The organism is Pseudomonas sp. HOU2, from assembly GCF_040729435.1.
Lineage (GTDB): Bacteria > Pseudomonadota > Gammaproteobacteria > Pseudomonadales > Pseudomonadaceae > Aquipseudomonas.
The window spans coordinates 2,963,956-2,984,096 of sequence record NZ_CP160398.1 but is presented as its reverse complement, the minus strand read 5'-3'; the positions used below and the strand labels follow the sequence as shown (position 1 = coordinate 2,984,096).

General features: G+C 62.2%; 19 protein-coding genes and 1 other RNA gene. 11 read left to right on the top strand and 9 right to left on the bottom strand.

Annotated elements, in window-relative coordinates; translation table 11 throughout:
* The first annotated feature begins 22 nt into the window (after positions 1-22).
* Entirely contained in the window at positions 23-178 is a 156-nt protein-coding gene (locus tag ABV589_RS13485; protein WP_367086142.1) for a hypothetical protein, read from the top strand.
* Positions 179-213: 35 nt separating this feature from the next.
* Here ABV589_RS13485 and ABV589_RS13480 read toward each other — a convergent pair whose 3' ends face one another.
* From ABV589_RS13480 to ABV589_RS13465, 4 genes are all read right to left on the bottom strand, one after another.
* The gene (locus tag ABV589_RS13480) at positions 214-819 is read right to left on the bottom strand and encodes a 5-formyltetrahydrofolate cyclo-ligase (RefSeq protein ID WP_367086141.1); all 606 of its coding nucleotides are present in this window, start codon (positions 817-819) and stop codon (positions 214-216) included.
* An 80-nt stretch (positions 820-899) separates the two neighbouring features.
* A non-coding RNA gene (ssrS, locus tag ABV589_RS13475) (6S RNA) lies at positions 900-1,078 on the bottom strand.
* 30 nt (positions 1,079-1,108) lie between these two features.
* Positions 1,109-1,426, bottom strand: coding sequence for a cell division protein ZapA (locus ABV589_RS13470; RefSeq protein WP_007967943.1), 318 nt, complete (start codon positions 1,424-1,426; stop codon positions 1,109-1,111).
* Positions 1,423-1,632, bottom strand: coding sequence for a TIGR02449 family protein (locus ABV589_RS13465; RefSeq protein WP_367086140.1), 210 nt, complete (start codon positions 1,630-1,632; stop codon positions 1,423-1,425). Before ABV589_RS13465 ends, ABV589_RS13470 begins: the two co-directional genes overlap by 4 nt.
* Positions 1,633-1,766: 134 nt before the next feature.
* Here ABV589_RS13465 and ABV589_RS13460 point away from each other — a divergent pair, with 134 nt between their 5' ends.
* The 8 genes from ABV589_RS13460 to gcvH all read left to right on the top strand — a co-directional run bounded on the left by ABV589_RS13460 (position 1,767) and on the right by gcvH (position 10,935).
* Positions 1,767-2,327 (top strand): YecA family protein, encoded by a 561-nt coding sequence (locus ABV589_RS13460; RefSeq protein ID WP_007967947.1) that lies wholly within the window; start codon positions 1,767-1,769, stop codon positions 2,325-2,327.
* A 27-nt stretch (positions 2,328-2,354) separates the two neighbouring features.
* The gene (gene pepP / locus ABV589_RS13455; protein WP_367086139.1) at positions 2,355-3,689 is read left to right on the top strand and encodes a Xaa-Pro aminopeptidase; all 1,335 of its coding nucleotides are present in this window, start codon (positions 2,355-2,357) and stop codon (positions 3,687-3,689) included.
* On the top strand, positions 3,686-4,873 hold the full coding sequence (gene ubiH, locus ABV589_RS13450; RefSeq protein WP_367086138.1) for a 2-octaprenyl-6-methoxyphenyl hydroxylase: 1,188 nt from the start codon (positions 3,686-3,688) through the stop codon (positions 4,871-4,873). The genes pepP and ubiH overlap by 4 nt, the downstream gene beginning before the upstream one ends.
* A 109-nt stretch (positions 4,874-4,982) precedes the next feature.
* Positions 4,983-6,200: a 2-octaprenyl-3-methyl-6-methoxy-1,4-benzoquinol hydroxylase gene (locus ABV589_RS13445; RefSeq protein ID WP_367086198.1), complete on the top strand. Its 1,218-nt coding sequence runs from the start codon at positions 4,983-4,985 to the stop codon at positions 6,198-6,200.
* A gap of 242 nt (positions 6,201-6,442) precedes the next feature.
* On the top strand, positions 6,443-7,447 hold the full coding sequence (locus ABV589_RS13440) for an extracellular solute-binding protein (RefSeq protein ID WP_367086137.1): 1,005 nt from the start codon (positions 6,443-6,445) through the stop codon (positions 7,445-7,447).
* A 201-nt stretch (positions 7,448-7,648) separates the two neighbouring features.
* Positions 7,649-9,265, top strand: a complete 1,617-nt coding sequence (locus tag ABV589_RS13435; protein WP_367086136.1) for an iron ABC transporter permease — start codon at positions 7,649-7,651, stop codon at positions 9,263-9,265.
* A gap of 156 nt (positions 9,266-9,421) precedes the next feature.
* Positions 9,422-10,504 carry a glycine cleavage system aminomethyltransferase GcvT gene (gene gcvT / locus ABV589_RS13430; protein WP_367086135.1) on the top strand — a complete coding sequence of 361 codons (1,083 nt, stop codon included), beginning with the start codon at positions 9,422-9,424 and terminating at the stop codon, positions 10,502-10,504.
* A gap of 47 nt (positions 10,505-10,551) precedes the next feature.
* Positions 10,552-10,935, top strand: a complete 384-nt coding sequence (gene gcvH, locus ABV589_RS13425; protein ID WP_007967959.1) for a glycine cleavage system protein GcvH — start codon at positions 10,552-10,554, stop codon at positions 10,933-10,935.
* Between the two features lie 99 nt (positions 10,936-11,034).
* On the opposite strand, the gene ABV589_RS13420 is transcribed toward gcvH, so the two are convergent.
* Positions 11,035-12,174 carry a DegT/DnrJ/EryC1/StrS aminotransferase family protein gene (locus ABV589_RS13420; RefSeq protein ID WP_367086134.1) on the bottom strand — a complete coding sequence of 380 codons (1,140 nt, stop codon included), beginning with the start codon at positions 12,172-12,174 and terminating at the stop codon, positions 11,035-11,037.
* A 156-nt stretch (positions 12,175-12,330) separates the two neighbouring features.
* On the opposite strand from ABV589_RS13420, the gene gcvP reads away from it, so the two are divergent.
* Positions 12,331-15,204, top strand: coding sequence for an aminomethyl-transferring glycine dehydrogenase (gcvP, locus tag ABV589_RS13415; protein WP_367086133.1), 2,874 nt, complete (start codon positions 12,331-12,333; stop codon positions 15,202-15,204).
* Between the two features lie 130 nt (positions 15,205-15,334).
* Here the strand turns inward: gcvP and ABV589_RS13410 are convergent, their stop codons facing one another.
* The 3 genes from ABV589_RS13410 to ABV589_RS13400 form a co-directional block, all read right to left on the bottom strand.
* The gene (locus ABV589_RS13410) at positions 15,335-15,655 is read right to left on the bottom strand and encodes a DUF2388 domain-containing protein (RefSeq protein ID WP_169843014.1); all 321 of its coding nucleotides are present in this window, start codon (positions 15,653-15,655) and stop codon (positions 15,335-15,337) included.
* A gap of 66 nt (positions 15,656-15,721) precedes the next feature.
* A complete protein-coding gene (locus tag ABV589_RS13405) occupies positions 15,722-17,506 on the bottom strand; it encodes an ATPase, T2SS/T4P/T4SS family (RefSeq protein WP_367086132.1) in 1,785 nt (594 codons plus the stop codon).
* Positions 17,507-17,596: 90 nt separating this feature from the next.
* Complete coding sequence (locus tag ABV589_RS13400) at positions 17,597-17,935, bottom strand: hypothetical protein (RefSeq protein WP_367086131.1); 339 nt, start codon at positions 17,933-17,935, stop codon at positions 17,597-17,599.
* A 126-nt stretch (positions 17,936-18,061) separates the two neighbouring features.
* Here ABV589_RS13400 and ABV589_RS13395 point away from each other — a divergent pair, with 126 nt between their 5' ends.
* Positions 18,062-18,532: an Lrp/AsnC family transcriptional regulator gene (locus tag ABV589_RS13395; RefSeq protein ID WP_007951785.1), complete on the top strand. Its 471-nt coding sequence runs from the start codon at positions 18,062-18,064 to the stop codon at positions 18,530-18,532.
* 135 nt (positions 18,533-18,667) lie between these two features.
* Here ABV589_RS13395 and ABV589_RS13390 read toward each other — a convergent pair whose 3' ends face one another.
* Positions 18,668-20,038 carry a CYTH domain-containing protein gene (locus ABV589_RS13390; protein ID WP_367086130.1) on the bottom strand — a complete coding sequence of 457 codons (1,371 nt, stop codon included), beginning with the start codon at positions 20,036-20,038 and terminating at the stop codon, positions 18,668-18,670.
* Positions 20,039-20,141 lie beyond the last annotated feature (103 nt).

Here is a 20,141-nt window from a genome sequence, read left to right as displayed (position 1 = left end):
TGTGCCTTGAGGGGGGCAATCGATGAAACGCAAACCGGATTTGCTATGGACTTTGGTTATTTTGTTCGGCCTTGGCGTCGTGACCACCGGTTACGCGCAAAGTCTGTGGACGAGCAAGACCGATGCTCCGGTTGAAGTCGCGCAACAGGTCCAACAGTCGAGCGCCTTCAAACGCTGAAACTGCCTTCCCGACGCCGCTGATCTGCGCGGCGTCTACCCTGCGAAATACCACGCCTTATCGGTGACCGTGCCTTGCAACGGTACATCCCAGCTTGCCTGCGCCAGGCGTTCGACCTTCTGACATTCATGGGCCAGGCCCAGCAACGTCGGCTTGCGCCAATTCTTGCGCCGGGCCAGATACGCCAGACTGCGATCGTAGAATCCGCCGCCCATCCCCAGACGTCCGCCAACATCGTCAAACCCCACCAGTGGCAACAGCACCAGGTCCAGGGTCCAGATCTTGCGCTGACGAGCCAGATTGGCCCGAGGCTCAAGAATACGGAAGCGATTGGGCTTGAGCTTTTCTCCGGGGCGAATCCGCTGAAACACCATTTTGGTTCGCGGCCAGGCGCTGAGCACCGGCAGATACGTGGCTTTGCCCCGACGCTGGGCTTCGCGCAGCAGCAGGCGCGGGTCGATTTCGCCATCGGTCGGCAGATACAGGGAAATGTGTTTCGCCCGGCGAAAGTGCGGGTCTTGCGCCAGTTGGCGGAACAGGCCTTTGGCGGCCTGCCGCTGTTCACCGGCAGTCAGCGCGCGGCGCGCCTTGCGCAGCAGGCGGCGGAGTTGCGGGCGGGGCAGCAGCGCAGGTTCGGTCATGGTTCGGCTTCGGCAGGTGAGGGCGAAAACGCACGCATAAAAAATCCGATGCCGGCAAAAACCGGCATCGGATTCGAATCAGGCTCCCCGGATGAACCGCTGTCAACTTAGCCCTTGAACCCGAAAGTTCAAGGTGGAGGATGCAGTAGACTTTAAGGCTTTCCGTCTGGCGGACATGCACACCAGCCCAACGTGCAACCTCCAGGGTAGTGCAAATCGGCTCAGGGACATCGTCAACTGGCAAGCACCCCAGGGAGTGCCGCGAGTATACCTCAAGCGGCCTGGCGAATCAGCCCTTGCTGATGTCCGGATCGTCGGCCAGCACCAGATCGACACGATCGAGCAAGTCGCGCACCTGTTCACGGGTCGAGCCGCTGGCCTGGATGTCCGGGCGCTCTTCTTTGTGCAAGAGGTCGTGGGTGATGTTCAGCGCGGCCATCACCGCAATACGGTCGGCGCCGATGACTTTGCCGCTGCTGCGGATCTCGCGCATCTTGCCGTCCAGGTAGCGGGCGGCGCTGACCAGATTGCTGCGTTCTTCCTGGGGGCAGATGATCGAATATTCTTTGTCGAGGATCTGCACGGTAACGCTATTGCTTGAACTCATGAGTCTTGCTCCAGGGCCTTGAGGCGCGAAATCATCGATTCGACCTTACGCCGGGCGATTTCGTTTTTTTCAATGAGGTGAGCGCGTTCCTCGCGCCAGGTCTTTTCCTGAGCTAGTAAGAGTGCGTTTTGACTCTTTAGTTGCTCGACTCGGCTAATCAGCTTTTCGAGTCTGGCCAACAGCGCTTGCAGGTCGGTGTCTTCCATTGTGTCCACTGAATTCATCTGATGGGCGGCAGGCGCCTGGCTGGCGGACAGCCTTTAATAGTCTTGGCGAGTCTGTCGATGTAGGATACAAGGCCTTCATTCTAGACATAGCGCCGTCTGGCGCCTAGCTGCCCATGACCATTGCGAATTCCCCGTACCAAGCCTTTGCCACCCTGCTGACTGCCAGCGGCCACAACGTCTCGCCTGCCGAACTGCACGGCCTGCTGCTCGGCCGCAGTTGTGCCGGTGCCGGCTTCGATAACGAAGGCTGGCTGATCGACGCCGCCGAACTGCTCGAAGGCGACATCCAGGACAACGTCCGCAACGCCCTGATCGGCCTGCAAGAAATGGTCAAGGGTGAGTTGACCGGCAGCGACGTCACCGTCGTTCTGCTGCTGCCAACCGATGACGCACCACTGGCCGAGCGTGCTGCCGCGCTGGGCGAATGGTGCCAGGGCTTCCTCAGCGGTTTCGGCCTGAACTGCCGCGACAGCAGCATGCTCAGCACCGAAGCCACCGAAGTGCTGCAGGATCTGGCCGCGATCTCCCAGGTGCAAGACGCCCTGGAAGAGTCCGAAGACGGCGAAAGCGATTACATGGAAGTCATGGAATACCTGCGCGTCGCGCCGCTGCTGCTGTTCTCGGAAACCAAAAAAGCCGACGTGCCGCCAGCCGCCAAGCCGTCGCTGCATTAATCGCGTGCCAGGGAAAGCCATCTGCCCATGACCCATATCCCCAAAGCGGAATACAGCCGTCGCCGCAAGGCCCTGATGGCGCAGATGGAACCCAACAGTATCGCGATCCTGCCCGCCGCCGCGGTCGCGATCCGCAACCGCGACGTCGAGCACGTCTACCGTCAGGACAGCGACTTCCAGTACCTCAGCGGTTTCCCCGAGCCGCAGGCCGTCATCGTTCTGATGCCCGGCCGTGAGCACGGCGAGTACGTACTGTTCTGCCGTGAGCGTAACGCCGAACGCGAGTTGTGGGACGGCCTGCGCGCAGGGCAGGAAGGTGCAGTCCGTGATTACGGCGCTGACGACGCGTTCCCGATTACCGACATCGACGACATCCTGCCGGGCCTGATCGAGGGTCGCGACCGGGTGTATTCGGCGATGGGCAGCAACCCGGAGTTCGATCGGCACCTGATGGACTGGATCAACGTGATCCGTTCCAAGGCGCACCTCGGCGCCCAGCCACCGAACGAATTCGTTGCCCTGGATCATCTGCTGCACGACATGCGCCTGTATAAATCGGCGGCAGAAGTGAAGGTGATGCGCGAAGCCGCACGGATCTCTGCTCAGGCGCATATCCGGGCGATGCAGGCCAGCCAGCCGGGTTTGTACGAGTACAGCCTTGAAGCCGAGCTCGATTACGAGTTCCGCAAGGGCGGGGCGAAGATGCCGGCCTACGGTTCGATCGTCGCCGCCGGGCGCAACAGCTGCATCCTGCATTACCAGCAGAATGACGCGCTGCTCAAGGACGGCGATCTGGTGTTGATCGACGCCGGTTGCGAAATCGACTGCTACGCCAGCGACATCACCCGCACCTGGCCGGTCAACGGCAAGTTTTCCGCTGAGCAGAAAGCGATCTACGAACTGGTGCTGGCTTCGCAGGAAGCCGCGTTCGCTGAAATCGCCCCGAACAAAAACTGGAACCAGGCGCACGAAGCCACGGTACGGGTGATTACCGCAGGCCTGGTCAAGCTCGGCATCCTGCAAGGCGAGGTCGACGAGTTGATCGCGACCGAAGCCTATAAAGCGTTTTACATGCACCGTGCCGGCCACTGGCTGGGCATGGATGTACACGACGTCGGCGAGTACAAGGTCGGCGGCGAATGGCGGGTGCTGGAGGTCGGCATGGCGCTGACCGTGGAACCGGGCATCTATATCGCCCCGGACAACCAGCACGTAGCGAAGAAATGGCGCGGCATTGGCGTGCGCATCGAGGATGACGTGGTAGTGACCAAGACCGGTTGTGAAATATTGACCAGCGGCGTACCGAAAACCGTCGCCGAGATCGAAGCGCTGATGGCGCAAGCACGGACACACGCGGCATGAGTCGAGTCAATCTGGCAATCATCGGTGGCGGCCTGGTCGGCGCCAGCCTGGCGTTGGCCTTGCAGGCCGGGGCCAAGGCCCGCGGCTGGAAAATCGTCCTGATCGAACCGTTCGCCCCCGGCGACAGCTGGCAGCCGAGTTACGACGCGCGTTCGTCGGCGCTGTCCTTCGGTTCGCGGCAGATCTATCAACGGCTGGGCGTGTGGCAGGAGATTTCCCGCCGCGCCGAGCCGATCAAACAGATTCACGTCTCCGACCGTGGTCGCTTCTCCACTGCCCGCCTGTCGGCGATGGAAGAGGGCGTGCCAGCGCTTGGCTACGTGGTGGAAAACGCCTGGCTCGGCCAGTGCCTGTGGCAACACCTCGATAAAGACGTGATCAGCTGGCGCTGCCCGGCGGAAGTCACGCGCATGGAGCCGCTGCCCGACGGCTATCGCCTGACCCTCAACGATGAAACCATTGTCGAGTGCGATCTGGCGGTGCTGGCCGATGGCGGCCGTTCCGGTCTGCGCGAGCAACTGGGCATCAACGTGCGCAAGCGTCCGTACAACCAGAGCGCGCTGATCGCCAACATCACCCCGAGCGAAGCGCACAACGGCATGGCCTTCGAGCGTTTCACCGACGAAGGCCCAATGGCCTTGCTGCCGCTGCCGGACAACCGTTGCGCACTGGTCTGGACCCGCCTGGGCATGGACGCGCAACGCCTGGCAGACCTCAGCGAGCGCGATTTTCTCAGCGAACTGCAAGGTGTGTTCGGCTACCGCCTCGGCACCTTGAAACAGGTCGGTGCGCGGCATTTGTATCCGCTGTCGCTGGTCGAGGCCGAGGAGCAAGTACGCTCGCATCTGGCCGTGCTCGGCAATGCCGCGCACAGCCTGCACCCGATTGCCGGACAAGGTTTCAACCTGTCCCTGCGGGATGCTGATGCGCTGGCTGCCGCACTGCTCGCCAGTGACCAGCCGCTGGGCGACTTCGCCACCTTGCAGGCCTATCGCGAGCGGCAGCGTCTGGATCAGGAGCTCACCGTGGGCTTCTCTGATCAGGTCACCCGCCTGTTCGGCAGCACTCAGCCGCTGGTCTCGCTGGGCCGCAACATCGGCCTGCTCGGTCTCGATCTGTTGCCACCGGCCAAGCGCTGGTTTGCTCGTCAGGCCATGGGGCTGGGGACGCGTCCGGATGCTTGAGCGGCGGGTCGGCACTTTCACTTTCAGCAGCGCGCCACTAACTGGCGCGCTGGCTAAAACCCTTTACGGGCGGCGCATGCCGCCAGCGAGACAGGCTTAAAGCATGGAAATGCGCGCAGATCTGCTGATTGTCGGAGCCGGAATGGTCGGCAGCGCCCTCGCGTTGGCGTTGCAGGACAGCGGCCTCGAAGTGTTGCTGCTCGACGGCAGCCCGCTGAGCGTCAAACCGTTCGACGCGACCGCGCCGTTCGAGCCGCGGGTCAGCGCCTTGTCGGCGGCCAGCCAGCGGATACTCGAACGCCTTGGCGTCTGGGACGGCATCGCCAAGCGCCGCAGCAGCCCGTACACCGACATGCACGTGTGGGACGGCAGCGGCACCGGCCAGATTCATTTCTCGGCGAGCAGCGTGCATGCCGAGGTGCTGGGGCATATCGTCGAAAACCGCGTGGTGCAGGATGCCTTGCTCGATCGTTTGCACGACTGCGATCTGGGCATGCTGGCCAACGCACGGCTGGAACAGATGCGCCGCTCCGGCGATGACTGGCTGCTGACCCTGGCCGATGGTCGGCAGTTGCGTGCGCCGCTGGTGATTGCAGCGGACGGCGCCAATTCGGCGGTGCGCCGGCTGACCGGTGTCGCCACCCGCGAGTGGGATTACCTTCACCACGCCATCGTCACCAGCGTGCGCAGCAGCAAGCCGCACCGGATGACCGCGTGGCAGCGTTTCACCGATCACGGGCCGCTGGCGTTTCTGCCGCTGGAGCGCGATGGGCAGCAGGACTGGTGCTCGATCGTCTGGTCGACTACGCCGAGTGAAGCCGAACGCCTGATGGCGCTGGATGAAACCGCGTTCTGCCGTGAGCTGGAGCGTGCATTCGAAGGTTGCCTGGGCGAAGTGATCAGTGCCGATCCGCGTCTGTGCGTACCGCTGCGTCAACGGCATGCCAAGCGCTATGTAGCCGAAGGGCTGGCGCTGATCGGTGATGCGGCGCATACCATTCACCCGTTGGCCGGGCAGGGTGTGAACCTCGGCTTCCTCGATGCGGCGGTGCTGGCTGAAGTGCTGTTGCAAGCCGCCGAACGTGGCGAGCGTCTGGCCGATGTGAAAGTGCTGAGCCGCTACGAGCGTCGGCGCATGCCGCACAATCTGGCATTGATGGCGGCGATGGAGGGCTTCGAGCGCTTGTTCCAGGCCGATCCGCTGCCGGTGCGCTGGTTGCGTAACGCCGGGTTGAAGCTGGTGGAGCAGATGCCGGAGGCCAAGGCTCTATTTGTTCGCGAAGCACTTGGCCTTACAGGCGACCTTCCGGCGCTCGCCAAACCCTGAAGACAATTACTTCTTTGTGGCGAGGGAGCTTGCTCCCGCTGGGCTGCGAAGCGGCCCCAAAAGCCATTTTGGCAACATTGGGAGTCCTTCGGCCTCCAGCGGGAGCAAGCTCCCTCGCCACAGAGACCAGCAATTTGCAGGTCATGCAACATCTGGTAACTCCTTGGAAAAGAGTTCGATTGAGGTGGTAAATGTGAGTCCTTATCATTTGGCCCACATTTTCCGACCGAGAGACCACTCCCATGTTGGCACCCAAGCGTCTTCTGACCGCACTGGCCCTGACCCTGATCGGCAGTACCACCGCCCAGGCCGCCGACGAGGTGGTGGTCTACTCCTCGCGTATCGATGAGCTGATCAAACCGGTATTCGACGCCTACACCGCAAAAACCGGGGTGAAGATCAAGTTCATCACCGACAAGGAAGCGCCGCTGATGCAGCGGATCAAGGCCGAAGGCGAAAACGCCACCGCTGATCTGCTGCTGACCGTCGATGCCGGCAACCTCTGGCAGGCCGAGCAGATGGGCATTCTGCAGCCGTTCACCTCGAAAACTATCGATACGAATATTCCCGCACAATACCGCTCCTCCAGCCACGCCTGGACCGGCCTGAGCCTGCGCGCGAGAACCATCGCCTATTCCACCGAGCGCGTTAAGCCGGGCGAACTGACCACCTACGAAGCGCTGGCCGACAAGAACTGGGAAGGGCGCCTGTGCCTGCGCACGGCGAAGAAGGTCTACAACCAGTCGCTGACCGCGACCATGATCGAAGTGCACGGCGCCGAGAAGACCGAGAAGATCCTCAAGGGCTGGGTCAACAACCTGTCCACCGATGTGTTCTCCGATGACGTTGCGGTGCTGGAAGCGATCAACGCCGGGCAATGCGATGTCGGCATCGTCAACACCTACTACTACGGGCGCCTGCACAAGCAGAAGCCAGACCTGCCGGTGAAACTGTTCTGGCCGAATCAGGCCGATCGCGGCGTGCATGTGAACCTGTCGGGTATCGGTCTGACCAAACATGCACCGCACCCGGAAGCCGCCAAGGCGCTGGTCGAGTGGATGACCACGCCTGAGGCGCAGAAGATCTTCGCCGACGTCAACCAGGAATTCCCGGCCAATCCGGCGGTGAAGCCTTCGGAAGAAGTGGCGGCGTGGGGCAAGTTCGTCGCTGACACCTTGCCGGTGGAAGTGGCGGGCAAGCGTCAGGCGGAAGCGATCCGCATGATGGATCGGGCGGGCTGGAACTGAGCCGGCCACCACGGCGAGCCCTCTGTGGCGAGGGAGCTTGCTCCCGCTGGGTCGCGAAGCGGCCCCATGGCGCCCTTGCGTCTGGCGTGAATTGAACTGTTAACCTCCTGCGGCTGCTTCGCAGCCGAGCGGGAGCAAGCTCCCTCGCCACAACATGTGGTCGACGTCGATTGGGCGTTGGCCCTCTTGCAGAGAACCCCCTTGGCCCACCCCGCCCAACGCCGCTGGTACCCCATCGTCCTCGTCATTGCCGCGCTGGTGCTGTTGCCCCTGAGTGTTCTGCTGTTGTCGTGGCAGACCATCGATCAGCAGATCTGGTCGCACCTGTGGGAAACCCAGATGCCGCGCCTGCTGGGCAATACCCTGACGCTGGTACTCGGCGTTGGTGTCGGCGTGACGCTGCTCGGTGTCAGCCTCGCCTGGCTCACCAGCCTCTGCGAATTCCCCGGACGCCGCTGGCTCGACTGGGCCTTGATGCTGCCGTTCGCCATCCCGGCCTACGTGTTGGCGTTCGTCTTCGTCGGCCTGCTGGACTTTGCCGGCCCGGTGCAAACCCTGCTGCGTGAGTGGTTCGGCAGCGGCTTGCGCCTGCCACGCGTGCGCTCTACCGGCGGGGTGATTGTGGTACTGGTGCTGGTGTTTTATCCCTATGTCTATTTGCTGGCGCGCACCGCGTTTCTTGCGCAGGGCAAAGGCCTGATGGAGGCGGCGCGGGTACTCGGGCAATCGCCATGGCAGGCGTTCTGGCGGGTGGCGATGCCGATGGCGAGGCCGGCGATTGGTGCCGGTGTGGCGCTGGCGCTGATGGAAACCCTGGCGGATTTCGGTGCGGTGTCGGTGTTCAATTTCGACACCTTCACAACCGCCATCTACAAGACCTGGTACGGCTTCTTCAGCCTGCCGAGCGCGGCGCAACTGGCGAGTCTGTTGCTGCTGGTGGTGATGCTGGTGCTGTACGGCGAGCGGCGTGCGCGCGGCGCCAATCGGGCGAGCAACGAGCGGCCACGGGTCAAGGCGCTGTATCACTTGCATGGACTCAAGGCGTTCGCAGCGACTGGCTGGTGCGCTCTGGTATTTGCCTGCGCGTTCGTGATTCCAGTCCTGCAACTGATTGTCTGGTTCTGGCAGCGCGGGCGCTTCGATCTCGATGAGCGCTACGCCGGGCTGATCCTGCACACCCTGTATCTGGGCGGCATGGCGGCGTTGATCACCGTCAGCGTCGCGCTGCTGCTGGCGTTTGCCCGACGTCTGGCGCCGACCCGGGCGATCCGCTCCGGGGTCAGTCTGGCCAATCTTGGTTACGCGTTGCCGGGTTCGGTGCTGGCGGTGTCGATCATGCTCGCCTTCAGCTATCTCGATCGCGAACTGGTGATTCCGCTGTCGGACTGGCTCGGCGGCGCCGGCAAGCCGCTGCTGCTGGGCAGTCTGGCGGCGTTGCTGATGGCCTATCTGGTGCGCTTTATCGCGGTGGCCTACGGGCCGTTGGAAAACAGTCTGGCGCGTATACGGCCTTCATTGCCCGAAGCGGCACGTAGCCTGGGTGTCAGTGGGCCGCGACTGTTTTTCAAAGTGTATCTGCCGCTGTTGCTGCCCGGCACGCTGAGCGCGGCGTTGCTGGTGTTCGTCGATGTGCTCAAGGAAATGCCCGCGACCCTGCTGATGCGCCCGTTTGGCTGGGACACGCTGGCGGTGCGGATCTTCGAAATGACCAGCGAAGGCGAATGGGCGCGGGCGTCACTGCCGGCGCTGACCCTAGTGTTGGTCGGCCTGTTGCCGGTCATTGGCCTGATCCGCCGCTCGGCGCGCCGAAACACTTAGTAGTGAGTCCTGAATCATGCGGCTACAATGCGCGGCATTCGGTGCGGTTCGTCTGACAGACCCGTTCGCTGAAATCGGCTGAAAGCCTTCTATTTCGCGGCTTTCATCCCGTACAGCGGCTGTCCGCACCTTCGCCACGCCCGGAAGGAGAAACCCATGGGACAGCGTACGCCTCTGTATGACCTGCATCTCGCCCTCGGCGCGAAGATGGTCGATTTTGGCGGTTGGGACATGCCACTGCATTACGGCTCGCAGGTCGAGGAACACCACGAGGTGCGCCGCGATTGCGGGGTGTTCGATGTTTCCCATATGACCGTTATCGACATCGATGGCCCACAGGCCAAGGCCTGGCTGCAGCATTTGCTGGCCAATGACGTCGAGCGCCTGCACCGCCCCGGCCGCGCGCTCTACAGCACGATGCTCAACGAACGTGGCGGCATCGTCGACGACATGATCGTCTATCGTCTCGAAGACCGTTATCGTCTGGTATTCAACGCCTCCACCCGCGATCAGGATCTGGCGTGGATGCAGGCACAGGTCGCCGGTTACGACGTGCATCTGCACGAGCGTCAGGATCTGGCGATGCTCGCCATTCAAGGCCCGCAGGCCCGGCAGAAAATCGCCGAACTGGTGACCCAGTCCCGCGCCGCACTGATCCATCACCTGAAACCGTTTGAAGCCGAAGTCGATGGCGACTGGTTCATTGCGCGCACCGGTTACACCGGTGAGGACGGCCTGGAAATCGCCTTGCCGGCCGAGCAGGCGCCGGGATTTTTCAACGATCTGATCGGTGCCGGTATTTCACCGATCGGCCTCGGCGCCCGCGACACGCTGCGGGTTGAAGCCGGGATGAACCTCTACGGCCAGGACATTCATCAAGATGTCTCGCCGCTGGCGTCCAATATGGCCTGGAGCATCGCCTGGGAACCGGCTTCGCGGCAGTTCATCGGTCGCTCGGCGTTGGAAGCGGAAAAAGCCGCCGGCGTGGCGCACAAACTGGTGGGTCTGGTGCTTGAGGAACGCGGTGTTTTGCGCGCCCATCAGGTGGTTCGTATTGCCGATGTTGGCGAAGGAGAGATCACCAGTGGTAGTTTCTCTCCTACGCTGAGCAAATCGATTGCCCTGGCGCGTGTACCGATGGCCACCGCCGACCGCGCCGAAGTGGAAATCCGTGGCAAGTGGTATCCGGTACGAGTGGTCAAACCGACCTTCGTGCGCCATGGCAAAACCTTGATCTGACCTTTTCCGGCGGCCTGACCGCTGACAATTTCTTGAGGACACCGAGCATGAGCAATATCCCCGCCGAACTGCGTTTTGCCGAAAGTCATGAGTGGGCGCGTCTGGAAGCCGACGGCACCGTTACCGTGGGCATCAGCGATCACGCGCAGGAAGCGCTGGGCGATGTGGTGTTCGTCGAGTTGACCGAAGTGGGCAACAAGTTCGCCGCTGAAGATCAGGCCGGTGTGGTCGAGTCGGTGAAAGCCGCTTCCGACATCTACTCGCCGATTGCCGGTGAAGTGATCGCCGTCAACGAAGAGCTGAGCGGCACGCCGGAGCTGCTGAATACCGATCCGTACGGTGCGTGGATCTTCAAGCTCAAGCCGGATAACGCGGCTGATCTGGAAAAACTGCTGGACGCCGCCGCCTACAAGGCTGCAATCGGCGAATAATCCTCGCCCCCTGTAGGAGCTGCCGCAGGCTGCGATCTTTTGACTTTGTTTTTAAAGACAAGATCAAAAGATCGCAGCCTGCGGCAGCTCCGACATTGATCAGGGCTTCAATACGGCTTTGACTGCCGCCACCGAACGCTCGACGTCGTCCTTGGTCATGCTGGTGAACATCGGCAACGACACAATCAGTCGCCCGACGCGCTCGGCCACCGGCAACATCCCTTCCTTGAAACCGCGCTCGCGGTACAGACTCAGCAAGTGAATCGGCGGGTAGTGATAACCGATGCCGATGCCGTGCGCCTGCATCTGCTCCATGAACGTGGCCCGCGCCGGCAAACCGTCCTTGCGCTCCGGCAGCACCAACTGGAACAGATGCCAGTTGCTCTGGGTGAAATCCGCTGGCGGCAGTTGCGCGCCATAAGTCGCTTCGAAGTCATCGCCAAAACATTTGAAGTAGTGCCGGGCCAGTTCCTGACGATGGGCGGTCAGCGCCTCGATATGGGCGAACTGGCCGAGGCCGATGGTGGCGGCGACATCGGTCATGTTGAACTTGCCGCCGAGCACATCAACGTCGAGGCCGTCGAAGCCATTGCGGGTCACGCCCTGCAAGCGGTACTTCTCCGCCAGCCGCGCCTCTTCCGGGGTGTTCAGCACCAGGCAGCCGCCCTCGGAACAGGTGACGTTCTTGTTCGCCTGAAAGCTGAACGACACGAAATCGCCGGTGGCGCCGATGCGCTGGCCGTTCCAGCTCGAACCCAACGCCTGAGCGGCGTCTTCGACAATCCGCAGGTTGTGTTTGCGCGCGATGGCATATAGCCGATCCATATCTACTGGCAGGCCGGCGAGGTACACCGGAATCACCGCTTTGGTGCGGGGGGTGATCGCCGCTTCGAGTTTGTTCAGATCAATATTGCGGGTCACCGGGTCGATGTCGGCGAACACCGGCGTGGCGCCGACTTCGAGGATCACGTTGGCGGTGGCGACCCAGGAAATCGGCGTGGTGATCACTTCATCGCCCGGCCCGATACCGGCGATGCGCAAGGCGATTTCCATGGTGCAGGTGCCGGAGTTGAAGGTGCGCACCGGGCGCCCGCCGAAGTATTCCGACAGCTGTGCTTCAAAGGCCTGGACCTTCGGCCCGCTGGTGATCCAGCCGGAGCGCAGCACGTCGCCGACGGCGGCAATCGTGGCTTCATCGATGACAGGTTTGGAAAACGGCAGGAACGGCAGTTGGCTCATGAGGGTTCGATCATCCGAAAGTTGGACGCCTGATGCAGGCGCTACAGCATGCCCCGGAACACCCGGCGCCGCCAAGCCGTGCGCGTCGGGATCGGCTGCTATGCTGGTTTGACCGTGTTGCATTGACGCCGAGCGCCAGCCAAGAGAGAGCCCGTCATGTCCCAGTTGCCATCCTTGAGCCAGTTACGCGACCCCGAAGCCTTCCTGCGCCGCCATTTGGGCCCCGACGCCGCCGAACAGCAGGCGATGCTCGACAGCCTGGGCCTCGGCAGCCGGGTCGAACTGATCGAGCAGACGGTGCCGCCGGGCATTCGCCTGAATCGGGCGCTGGACTTGCCGCCGGCCCTCGACGAGCAGGCGGCGCTGGCCAAACTGCGCGGTTATGCCGAGCAGAATCAGGTGTGGACCAGCCTGATCGGCATGGGCTACCACGGCACGCTGACGCCGACCGTCATCCTGCGCAACGTGCTGGAAAATCCCGGCTGGTACACCGCGTACACCCCGTATCAACCGGAGATCGCCCAGGGCCGTCTCGAAGCGCTGCTGAATTTCCAGCAACTGACCATCGACCTCACCGGGCTTGAACTGGCCAATGCTTCGTTGCTCGACGAAGCCACCGCTGCCGCTGAAGCCATGGCGCTGGCTAAACGTGTGGCGAAGTCGAAGAGCAATCTGTTCTTCGTCGATGAGAATTGTCACCCTCAGACCATTTCCGTGGTGCAGACCCGCGCCGAAGGTTTTGGCTTCGAGTTGATCGTCGATGCTGTGGATAACCTCAGCCGGCATCAGGTGTTCGGCGCGTTGCTGCAGTATCCCGACACCCACGGCGATATCCGTGATCTGCGCCCGGTGATCGATCAACTGCACGCGCAGCAGGCGCTGGCCTGTGTGGCGGCGGATCTGCTAAGTCTGTTGCTGTTGACGCCGCCGGGTGAACTGGGTGCGGATGTGGTGTTCGGTTCGTCCCAGCGCTTTGGCGTACCGATGGGCTACGGTGGCCCGCACGCGGCGTTTTTCGCCAGCCGCGAGGAATACAAACGGGCGATTCCCGGGCGGATCATCGGCGTGTCGAAAGACGCCCGTGGCAATGTGGCGTTGCGCATGGCCCTGCAAACCCGTGAGCAACATATTCGCCGCGAGAAGGCCAACTCAAACATCTGCACCGCGCAGGTGCTGTTGGCCAACATCGCCAGTTGCTACGCGGTTTATCACGGGCCGCAAGGCTTGAAACGCATCGCCCAGCGGGTTCATCGGCTGACCTGCATTCTGGCGGCGGGCCTGGAGCGCCATGGCCTGCAGCGGGTCAACGGGCAGTTTTTCGACACCCTCACGCTGGAGGTTGGCGGCGCGCAGAGCGCGATCATCGACAGCGCCAAGGCTGCGCAGATCAACTTGCGGATTCTTGGCCGTGGGCGAGTGGGGTTGAGCCTCGATGAGACGTGCGATGAAAGCACGGTGGCTAAATTGTTTGATGTGCTGCTGGGCGCCGATCATGGGTTGAATGTCGACGAAATTGATGCAGAAGCGCTGATTTCCGGCATTCCCGGCCAGTTGCAGCGCACCACGCCGTACCTGCGCCACCCGGTGTTCAACGCGCATCACAGCGAAACCGAGATGCTGCGCTACCTCAAGCAACTGGAGAACAAGGATCTGGCGCTCAACCAGTCGATGATCCCGCTGGGCTCCTGCACCATGAAACTCAATGCCACCAGCGAGATGATTCCGATCACCTGGCCGCAGTTCGCCAATCTGCACCCGTTCGCGCCACGGGAGCAGGCGGCCGGTTACACCTTGATGATCGAAGAGCTGGAGCGCTGGTTGTGCGCGATTACCGGGTTCGATGCGATCTGCATGCAACCGAACTCCGGCGCTCAGGGCGAGTACGCCGGGCTGCTGGCGATTCGCAAATATCACGAGAGCCGGCATCAGGGCGGGCGGGACATTTGCCTGATTCCGTCCTCGGCCCACGGCACCAACCCGGCCTCGGCGCAAATGGCCGGGATGCGCGTGGTGATCGTCGAGTGCGACGAGGCCGGCAACGTCGATTTGGACGACCTGAAAACCAAGGCCACCGAGGCGGGCGACAAGTTGTCGTGCCTGATGGCGACCTATCCATCGACCCATGGTGTGTACGAGGAGGGCATCAGCGAAATCTGCGAAGTGATCCACCAGCACGGCGGGCAGGTGTACATGGACGGCGCCAACCTCAATGCGCAGGTCGGGCTGGCGCGGCCGGCGGACATCGGCGCCGATGTGTCGCACATGAACCTGCACAAGACCTTTTGCATTCCCCATGGCGGCGGCGGGCCGGGCATGGGGCCGATCGGTATTCGCGCGCATCTGGCGCCATTTGTCGCCAATCACCCGGTGGTGCCGATTGATGGTCCGCTGCCGCAGAACGGCGCGGTCAGTGCGGCGCCGTGGGGCAGTGCGAGCATCTTGCCGATCAGTTGGATGTACATCGCGATGATGGGGCCGCAACTGGCCGATGCCAGCGAAGTGGCGATCCTCGCGGCGAATTATCTGGCGCAGCATTTATCCGGCGCATTTCCGGTGCTCTACACCGGGCGCAACGGGAGGGTGGCCCATGAATGCATTCTCGATTTGCGGCCGTTGAAGGCGCAGACCGGGATCAGTGAAGAGGACGTCGCCAAGCGTCTGATGGACTATGGCTTCCATGCGCCGACGATGTCATTCCCGGTGCCGGGGACGTTGATGGTCGAACCGACCGAGAGCGAATCCAAGGCCGAACTGGACCGCTTTATCGGCGCCATGCTGAGCATTCGTGCAGAAATCACCGAAGTGCAGAACGGCAACTGGCCGGCGGAGGACAATCCGCTGAAACGTGCGCCGCATACCTTGGCGGATGTCACTGGCGTCTGGGAGCGGCCTTACAGCATCGAACAGGGCGTCACCCCGGATGCGCACACCAAGGCGCACAAGTATTGGCCGGCGGTGAATCGGGTGGATAACGTTTATGGGGATCGCAATCTGTTTTGTGCTTGCGTCCCGGTGGACGATTACCGCTGAAGAGCAAAAGATCGCAGCCTTCGGCAGCTCCTACACTGATCCCTGTAGGAGCTGCTGAAGGCTGCGATCTTTTGTTTTTTTGCTTAAAAAAATGCCGCTCGATCGAGCGGCATTTTTGTTGGCGCCGGGCTTACTCGGAAGCCACTGCGTTCTTCGCCAGAATCGCATTCGCCAGTTCCATGTCCGTGGCTTGCAGGCCCGGATTGTCGGCGCGGACTTTCTGCATCGCTGCTTCCAGGTACGGCCCACGGATGCCGCCATCGCTGGCGACGAAGCTGCCGGCATCGTCCTGTGCGGCAACGATCAGCTTGTGATCCTTGAAGGTCAGGTAGGTCGAACCGGTGGTGGCGCCGGAGGAAATGACGTTACGCCAAAAGCTGTCGGCCATCGCTGAACCAACGGGAAGGGACAGCAAGGCAAGGGTGGCGACAGCAAGTTTGAGACGCATGATTGAGTGACTCCTGGGGGTTAACTACGGCGTTGGATTGCGATTTCCCCGATCCGGTTCCGTAGTGGCCTATTTCTGCTCGCTCTGCGGCGTAACCCGCAGCACTTCTTCAAGGGTGGTCAGCCCCGCCGCGACCTTTTGCGCGCCCGACAGGCGCAGGCTGCGCATGCCTTCCTTGAAGGCTTGCCGGCGGATGGCGGTGAGGTCGGTGTCCGGGGTTATGAGGGCTTTGAGGTTATCGCTCAACTGCATGATTTCGTAGACCCCGGCGCGTCCGCGATAACCGGTGTCGCGGCACTCCAGACAACCGATGGCCCGTTGCGCATTGCCCGGCAGCGGCGCTTGCCACGGGCGGGTCAAGGTCTGCCAATCGTCCTCTTCCAGCGTCAGCGGCGCCTTGCAGTGCGGGCACAGGGTGCGTACCAGGCGCTGGGCCATGACCCCGAGCACCGTGGCTTTGATCAGATAGTGCGGCACGCCGAGTTCCAGCAGACGGCTGATCGCGCTGGGCGCATCGTTGGTGTGCAGGGTCGACAGCACCAGGTGGCCGGTGAGTGCAGCCTGAATCGCCATTTCCGCGGTTTCCAGGTCGCGGATCTCGCCGATCATGATGATGTCCGGGTCTTGCCGCATCAGCGCACGCACGCCGGCGGCGAAGCTCAGGTCGATGTTGTGCTGCACCTGCATCTGGTTGAAGGCCGGCTCGACCATTTCGATCGGGTCTTCGATGGTGCAGAGGTTGATTTCCGGCGTCGCCAGTTTCTTCAGCGTGGTGTAGAGCGTGGTGGTCTTGCCTGAACCGGTCGGCCCGGTGACCAGAATGATGCCGTTGGGCTGGCGGGTCATGTCCTGCCAGCGGCGCAGGTCGTCGGCGGAAAAGCCCAACTGATCGAAATCCTTGAGCAGTACTTCCGGGTCAAAAATCCGCATGACCATTTTTTCGCCAAACGCGGTGGGCAGCGTTGAAAGCCGCAGCTCCACTTCGCCACCGTCCGGGGTCTTGGTCTTGACCCGGCCGTCCTGGGGTTTGCGCTTCTCGGCGACGTTCATCCGCCCGAGGCTTTTCAGGCGACTGACGATCGCCATGGTCACCTGCGGCGGGAATTGATAGACGTTGTGCAGCACGCCGTCGATGCGAAAGCGCACGGTGCCCTGTTCGCGACGCGGTTCGATGTGGATATCACTGGCGCGCTGCTGGAAGGCGTACTGGAACAGCCAGTCGACGATGTTGACGATGTGCGCGTCGTTGGCATCCGGCTCCTGATCGCTGGCGCCGAGGTTGAGCAGTTGTTCGAAGTTGCCGAGGTTGCCGCTCTGCGCGTCGGCAGTGCTGGCGCCGCTGACCGATTTGGCGAGGCGGAAGAACTCGACGCTGAAGCGCTGGATGTCCACCGGGTTGGCGACCACCCGTTTGATCGGCAGCTTCAGCACATGGGTCAGGTCGGCCTCCCAACCGGTGACGTAGGGCTGGGCGCTGGCGACCACCACCGCATCGCGGTCGACCGCTACCGCAAGAATCTTGTGCCGTTGGGCAAAGGCGTAGGACATCAGCGGGGTGATCGCCGCAACGTTGATCTTCAACGGGTCGATGCGCATGTACGGCTGACCGGCCTGCTGCGCCAGCCACAGGGTCAGGCTTTCCAGATCCAGATGTTTGCCCGGTCGGCTGAGATCATCCAGTTGCTGGCTGGCGATGAATTCCAGTGGATGCTGCTGGCCGTGGGTCGCGTGGCGCCGCCGGGCGTTGAGCGCCTGCTCCGCCGAATCCTGGCTGATAAAGCCTTGGGCGACCAGCTCACGCAACACATCGTTGAGATCCAGCCAGCGGTCCTGAGTGGCGAGTTGAACGGACATGCGGGCTCCTTTTGAACGACTGTGCGCAAAGGATAGTCGTGGCCCCGCCGACCGTTGGGCCACTACCCGACAAAGCCGTTGCCGGATTTGTCAGCCGGACGCCTGGGCCGGCGCAGACCACGCCGTGTCGGCGTCTTGCAGGTTCACCGAGCAGACGCTGATCAGGTTACGAAGTTTTTCCGCAATCACCTGGGCGCGATGCCAGCTCAGTCCGTCGATGGTGATATCGATCGACAGCAGATCGTCGAGCCGCTCGACGTGGACCTGTTGCGGCGTCAGAAATTGCAGCGCAAACAGGTTCAGCACCCGCACCAGCAGATCCGGCTCGGCCTCGGCAAGCAGCTGATAACGCGCGCAGCAGTGCGCGTTGTTGACGTTCCACACATCGGCGCGGGGCGCAGGGGTATTCACGGCTTCGAGGTGAGGCATGTCCGGTCTCCAGAGTCAGTGGAGGAATTTTTACATTCGGTGTCGGGCATTTCTTGTCTAAGATGAGCGGATCAGTGGATTGCTCGACAAGAACAATTCGGCAAATGATCATTTTGAGGATTGGTTATGCACAGCGAATTGGACAGTTACGACCGGCGCATTCTCGCCTTGCTGCAAGAGGATGCTTCGCTGTCCAGTGCACAGATCGCCGAGCAGGTGGGCCTGTCGCAATCGCCGTGCTGGCGGCGCATTCAAAGGATGAAGGAGGAGGGGATCATTCGCGGCCAGGTGACTTTGCTTGATCGCAAGAAGATCGGCCTGAATACGCAGATCTTCGCCGAGATCAAACTCAACGCCCACGGGCGCTCGAACTTCACCGAGTTCACCGAGGCGATTCGCGGCTTTCCGGAAGTCTTGGAGTGTTATGTGCTGATGGGCGCGGTGGATTTTCTGTTGCGGATTGTCGCGGCGGACATCGAGGCGTATGAGCGATTCTTTTTCGAGAAGCTGTCGCTGGTGCCGGGGATCCAGGAAGTGAATTCGATTGTGGCGCTGTCGGAAATCAAGTCGACGACCAGCCTGCCAGTCTTGCGCTGATCCTTTTGTGGCGAGGGGATTTATCCCCGATGGGTCTCGAAGCGGCCCCAAAATCTGCAATTGCAGGAATCGGGAGTCCTTCGGCCTCCAGCGGGAGCAAGCTCCCTCGCCACAGTTTTCAGGTGTTGCTGAGCATCACATACGCAGCAGCATTTTCCACGCGCGATTCTGATAAACCGCAATCGCCTGCTGCTTGCGCGCATCGAGCAGTTCGTCAGTGATGGTCGGTTCGTTGGCCAGTTGCGCCAGTTTGTTCAGCTCGCCGTACAGGCGATCCATTTCCGCGATCTCCAGCACGTTGCGCGCGTGGTGCAGCCAGACCTGGATGCGTTCGATGCGCGGCAATTGCTCGGCCAGATCTTCCGGTTGCTGCTGATAACGCTGCAATTGCAGGGACGTAGCTTCTTCGCCCAGCATGCGCGGCAGCCAGCTGTGCAGTTGCGCCGCGCCCTGGCGATTGCCGCGGGTGTTACGCTCGGCGGTCCAGGTGCGGGCCAGCAGCCAGCGCGAAACCGTCAGCGAAAACAGGCCCCAGCGCGGGTCCTCCAGCTCTTCAAGGAATTGCTCCGGCGCCGCCTTGCGCACGTCTTCGTCTTCGATGCCGACCTGAACCAGCGGGCGCCAGTCTTCGAGCAATGCGTCCAGCGCCACGCGCAGGTCGTGAGTCGCCGGACGCGGTGCGGCCTGGCCGAGGCTGCTGAGCAGGGCGCGCATTTCCGCGAGGTTCTCGACCCAGTCCTGCAGCAGGCGCCAGTGGCCGTTGAAGCGATATTGTTCGGCCAGACGCTGGCTGCTGCCGAGCAAGTGCCAGGCCAGAGCGGCGAAGGCGTCGTCGAGTTGGGTTTCCGCCGTCAGTTGCGGCGCCGGCAGGCTCAGCGAGTAGCTGTTGGCGTCATACAAACGGTAGCCGCGCTCGGCCTTGCTGATGTCGCACGGCATCAGGGCCAGGGTTTCGGCCAGTTCCGCGGCCAGTTCCAGCAGTGCGGCAGGCTCGCCTTCGCGCAGTTCCAGTTCCAGCTCGCAGATTTCTTCTTTCTGCTTGCCGACCACCACATGACCAAGGTCCAGCGCGGCTTCGATCACCACTTTGGCCTTGCCGCGGCCCCAGGCGATTTCCGCGCGTTCGCGGACGAAATCGGTGGTGAAGATCGGCTTCAGGGTTTTCTTGTCCAGCTCGGCCAGCGCCTCGGGCCAGCATTCGCCGTCGAGTTTCTTCACGTCGAGCTTGGCTTTGGGCAGCTTCCAGTCGTACTCGTTACGCTCGGACAGACCGGCCACGCTCTGGCCGCGGGTCTTGAGGGTCTGAATCACTTCGTCGCCGTCCTTGCGCAGACGTAGGGCGACTTTGGCCTGGGCCAGGTCGCGCTCGGGGGTGTCGAAGTACTGGTTCATCAACTCACGGCGTTCCCAGCCATTTTTGTTGCGTTTTTTCAGTAGCGGGTGCTCGCGCAGGGCAGCGAGGGTTTCGCGGCTGACGCGGAGTTTGATTTCGGTTTCTTTCTGCATGGCCGGAAAATCCAGGATCGGGAGCGCAGCCGGGGGAATGTGTGGCTGCCAAGGCCGTGCAGTGTACAGGACTCAAACTTCCTACGCCCTGCGGCGGTTTATT

Excerpts from the sequence above, each read along its gene's own strand:
- ABV589_RS13485 (WP_367086142.1), top strand. The coding sequence starts at position 23 with ATGAAACGCAAACCGGATTTGCTATGGACTTTGGTTATTTTGTTCGGC.
- ABV589_RS13480 (WP_367086141.1), bottom strand. The coding sequence starts at position 819 with ATGACCGAACCTGCGCTGCTGCCCCGCCCGCAACTCCGCCGCCTGCTG.
- ABV589_RS13470 (WP_007967943.1), bottom strand. The coding sequence starts at position 1,426 with ATGAGTTCAAGCAATAGCGTTACCGTGCAGATCCTCGACAAAGAATAT.
- ABV589_RS13465 (WP_367086140.1), bottom strand. The coding sequence starts at position 1,632 with ATGGAAGACACCGACCTGCAAGCGCTGTTGGCCAGACTCGAAAAGCTG.
- ABV589_RS13460 (WP_007967947.1), top strand. The coding sequence starts at position 1,767 with ATGACCATTGCGAATTCCCCGTACCAAGCCTTTGCCACCCTGCTGACT.
- pepP (WP_367086139.1), top strand. The coding sequence starts at position 2,355 with ATGACCCATATCCCCAAAGCGGAATACAGCCGTCGCCGCAAGGCCCTG.
- ubiH (WP_367086138.1), top strand. The coding sequence starts at position 3,686 with ATGAGTCGAGTCAATCTGGCAATCATCGGTGGCGGCCTGGTCGGCGCC.
- ABV589_RS13445 (WP_367086198.1), top strand. The coding sequence starts at position 4,983 with ATGCGCGCAGATCTGCTGATTGTCGGAGCCGGAATGGTCGGCAGCGCC.
- ABV589_RS13440 (WP_367086137.1), top strand. The coding sequence starts at position 6,443 with ATGTTGGCACCCAAGCGTCTTCTGACCGCACTGGCCCTGACCCTGATC.
- gcvT (WP_367086135.1), top strand. The coding sequence starts at position 9,422 with ATGGGACAGCGTACGCCTCTGTATGACCTGCATCTCGCCCTCGGCGCG.
- gcvH (WP_007967959.1), top strand. The coding sequence starts at position 10,552 with ATGAGCAATATCCCCGCCGAACTGCGTTTTGCCGAAAGTCATGAGTGG.
- ABV589_RS13420 (WP_367086134.1), bottom strand. The coding sequence starts at position 12,174 with ATGAGCCAACTGCCGTTCCTGCCGTTTTCCAAACCTGTCATCGATGAA.
- gcvP (WP_367086133.1), top strand. The coding sequence starts at position 12,331 with ATGTCCCAGTTGCCATCCTTGAGCCAGTTACGCGACCCCGAAGCCTTC.
- ABV589_RS13405 (WP_367086132.1), bottom strand. The coding sequence starts at position 17,506 with ATGTCCGTTCAACTCGCCACTCAGGACCGCTGGCTGGATCTCAACGAT.
- ABV589_RS13400 (WP_367086131.1), bottom strand. The coding sequence starts at position 17,935 with ATGCCTCACCTCGAAGCCGTGAATACCCCTGCGCCCCGCGCCGATGTG.
- ABV589_RS13395 (WP_007951785.1), top strand. The coding sequence starts at position 18,062 with ATGCACAGCGAATTGGACAGTTACGACCGGCGCATTCTCGCCTTGCTG.
- ABV589_RS13390 (WP_367086130.1), bottom strand. The coding sequence starts at position 20,038 with ATGCAGAAAGAAACCGAAATCAAACTCCGCGTCAGCCGCGAAACCCTC.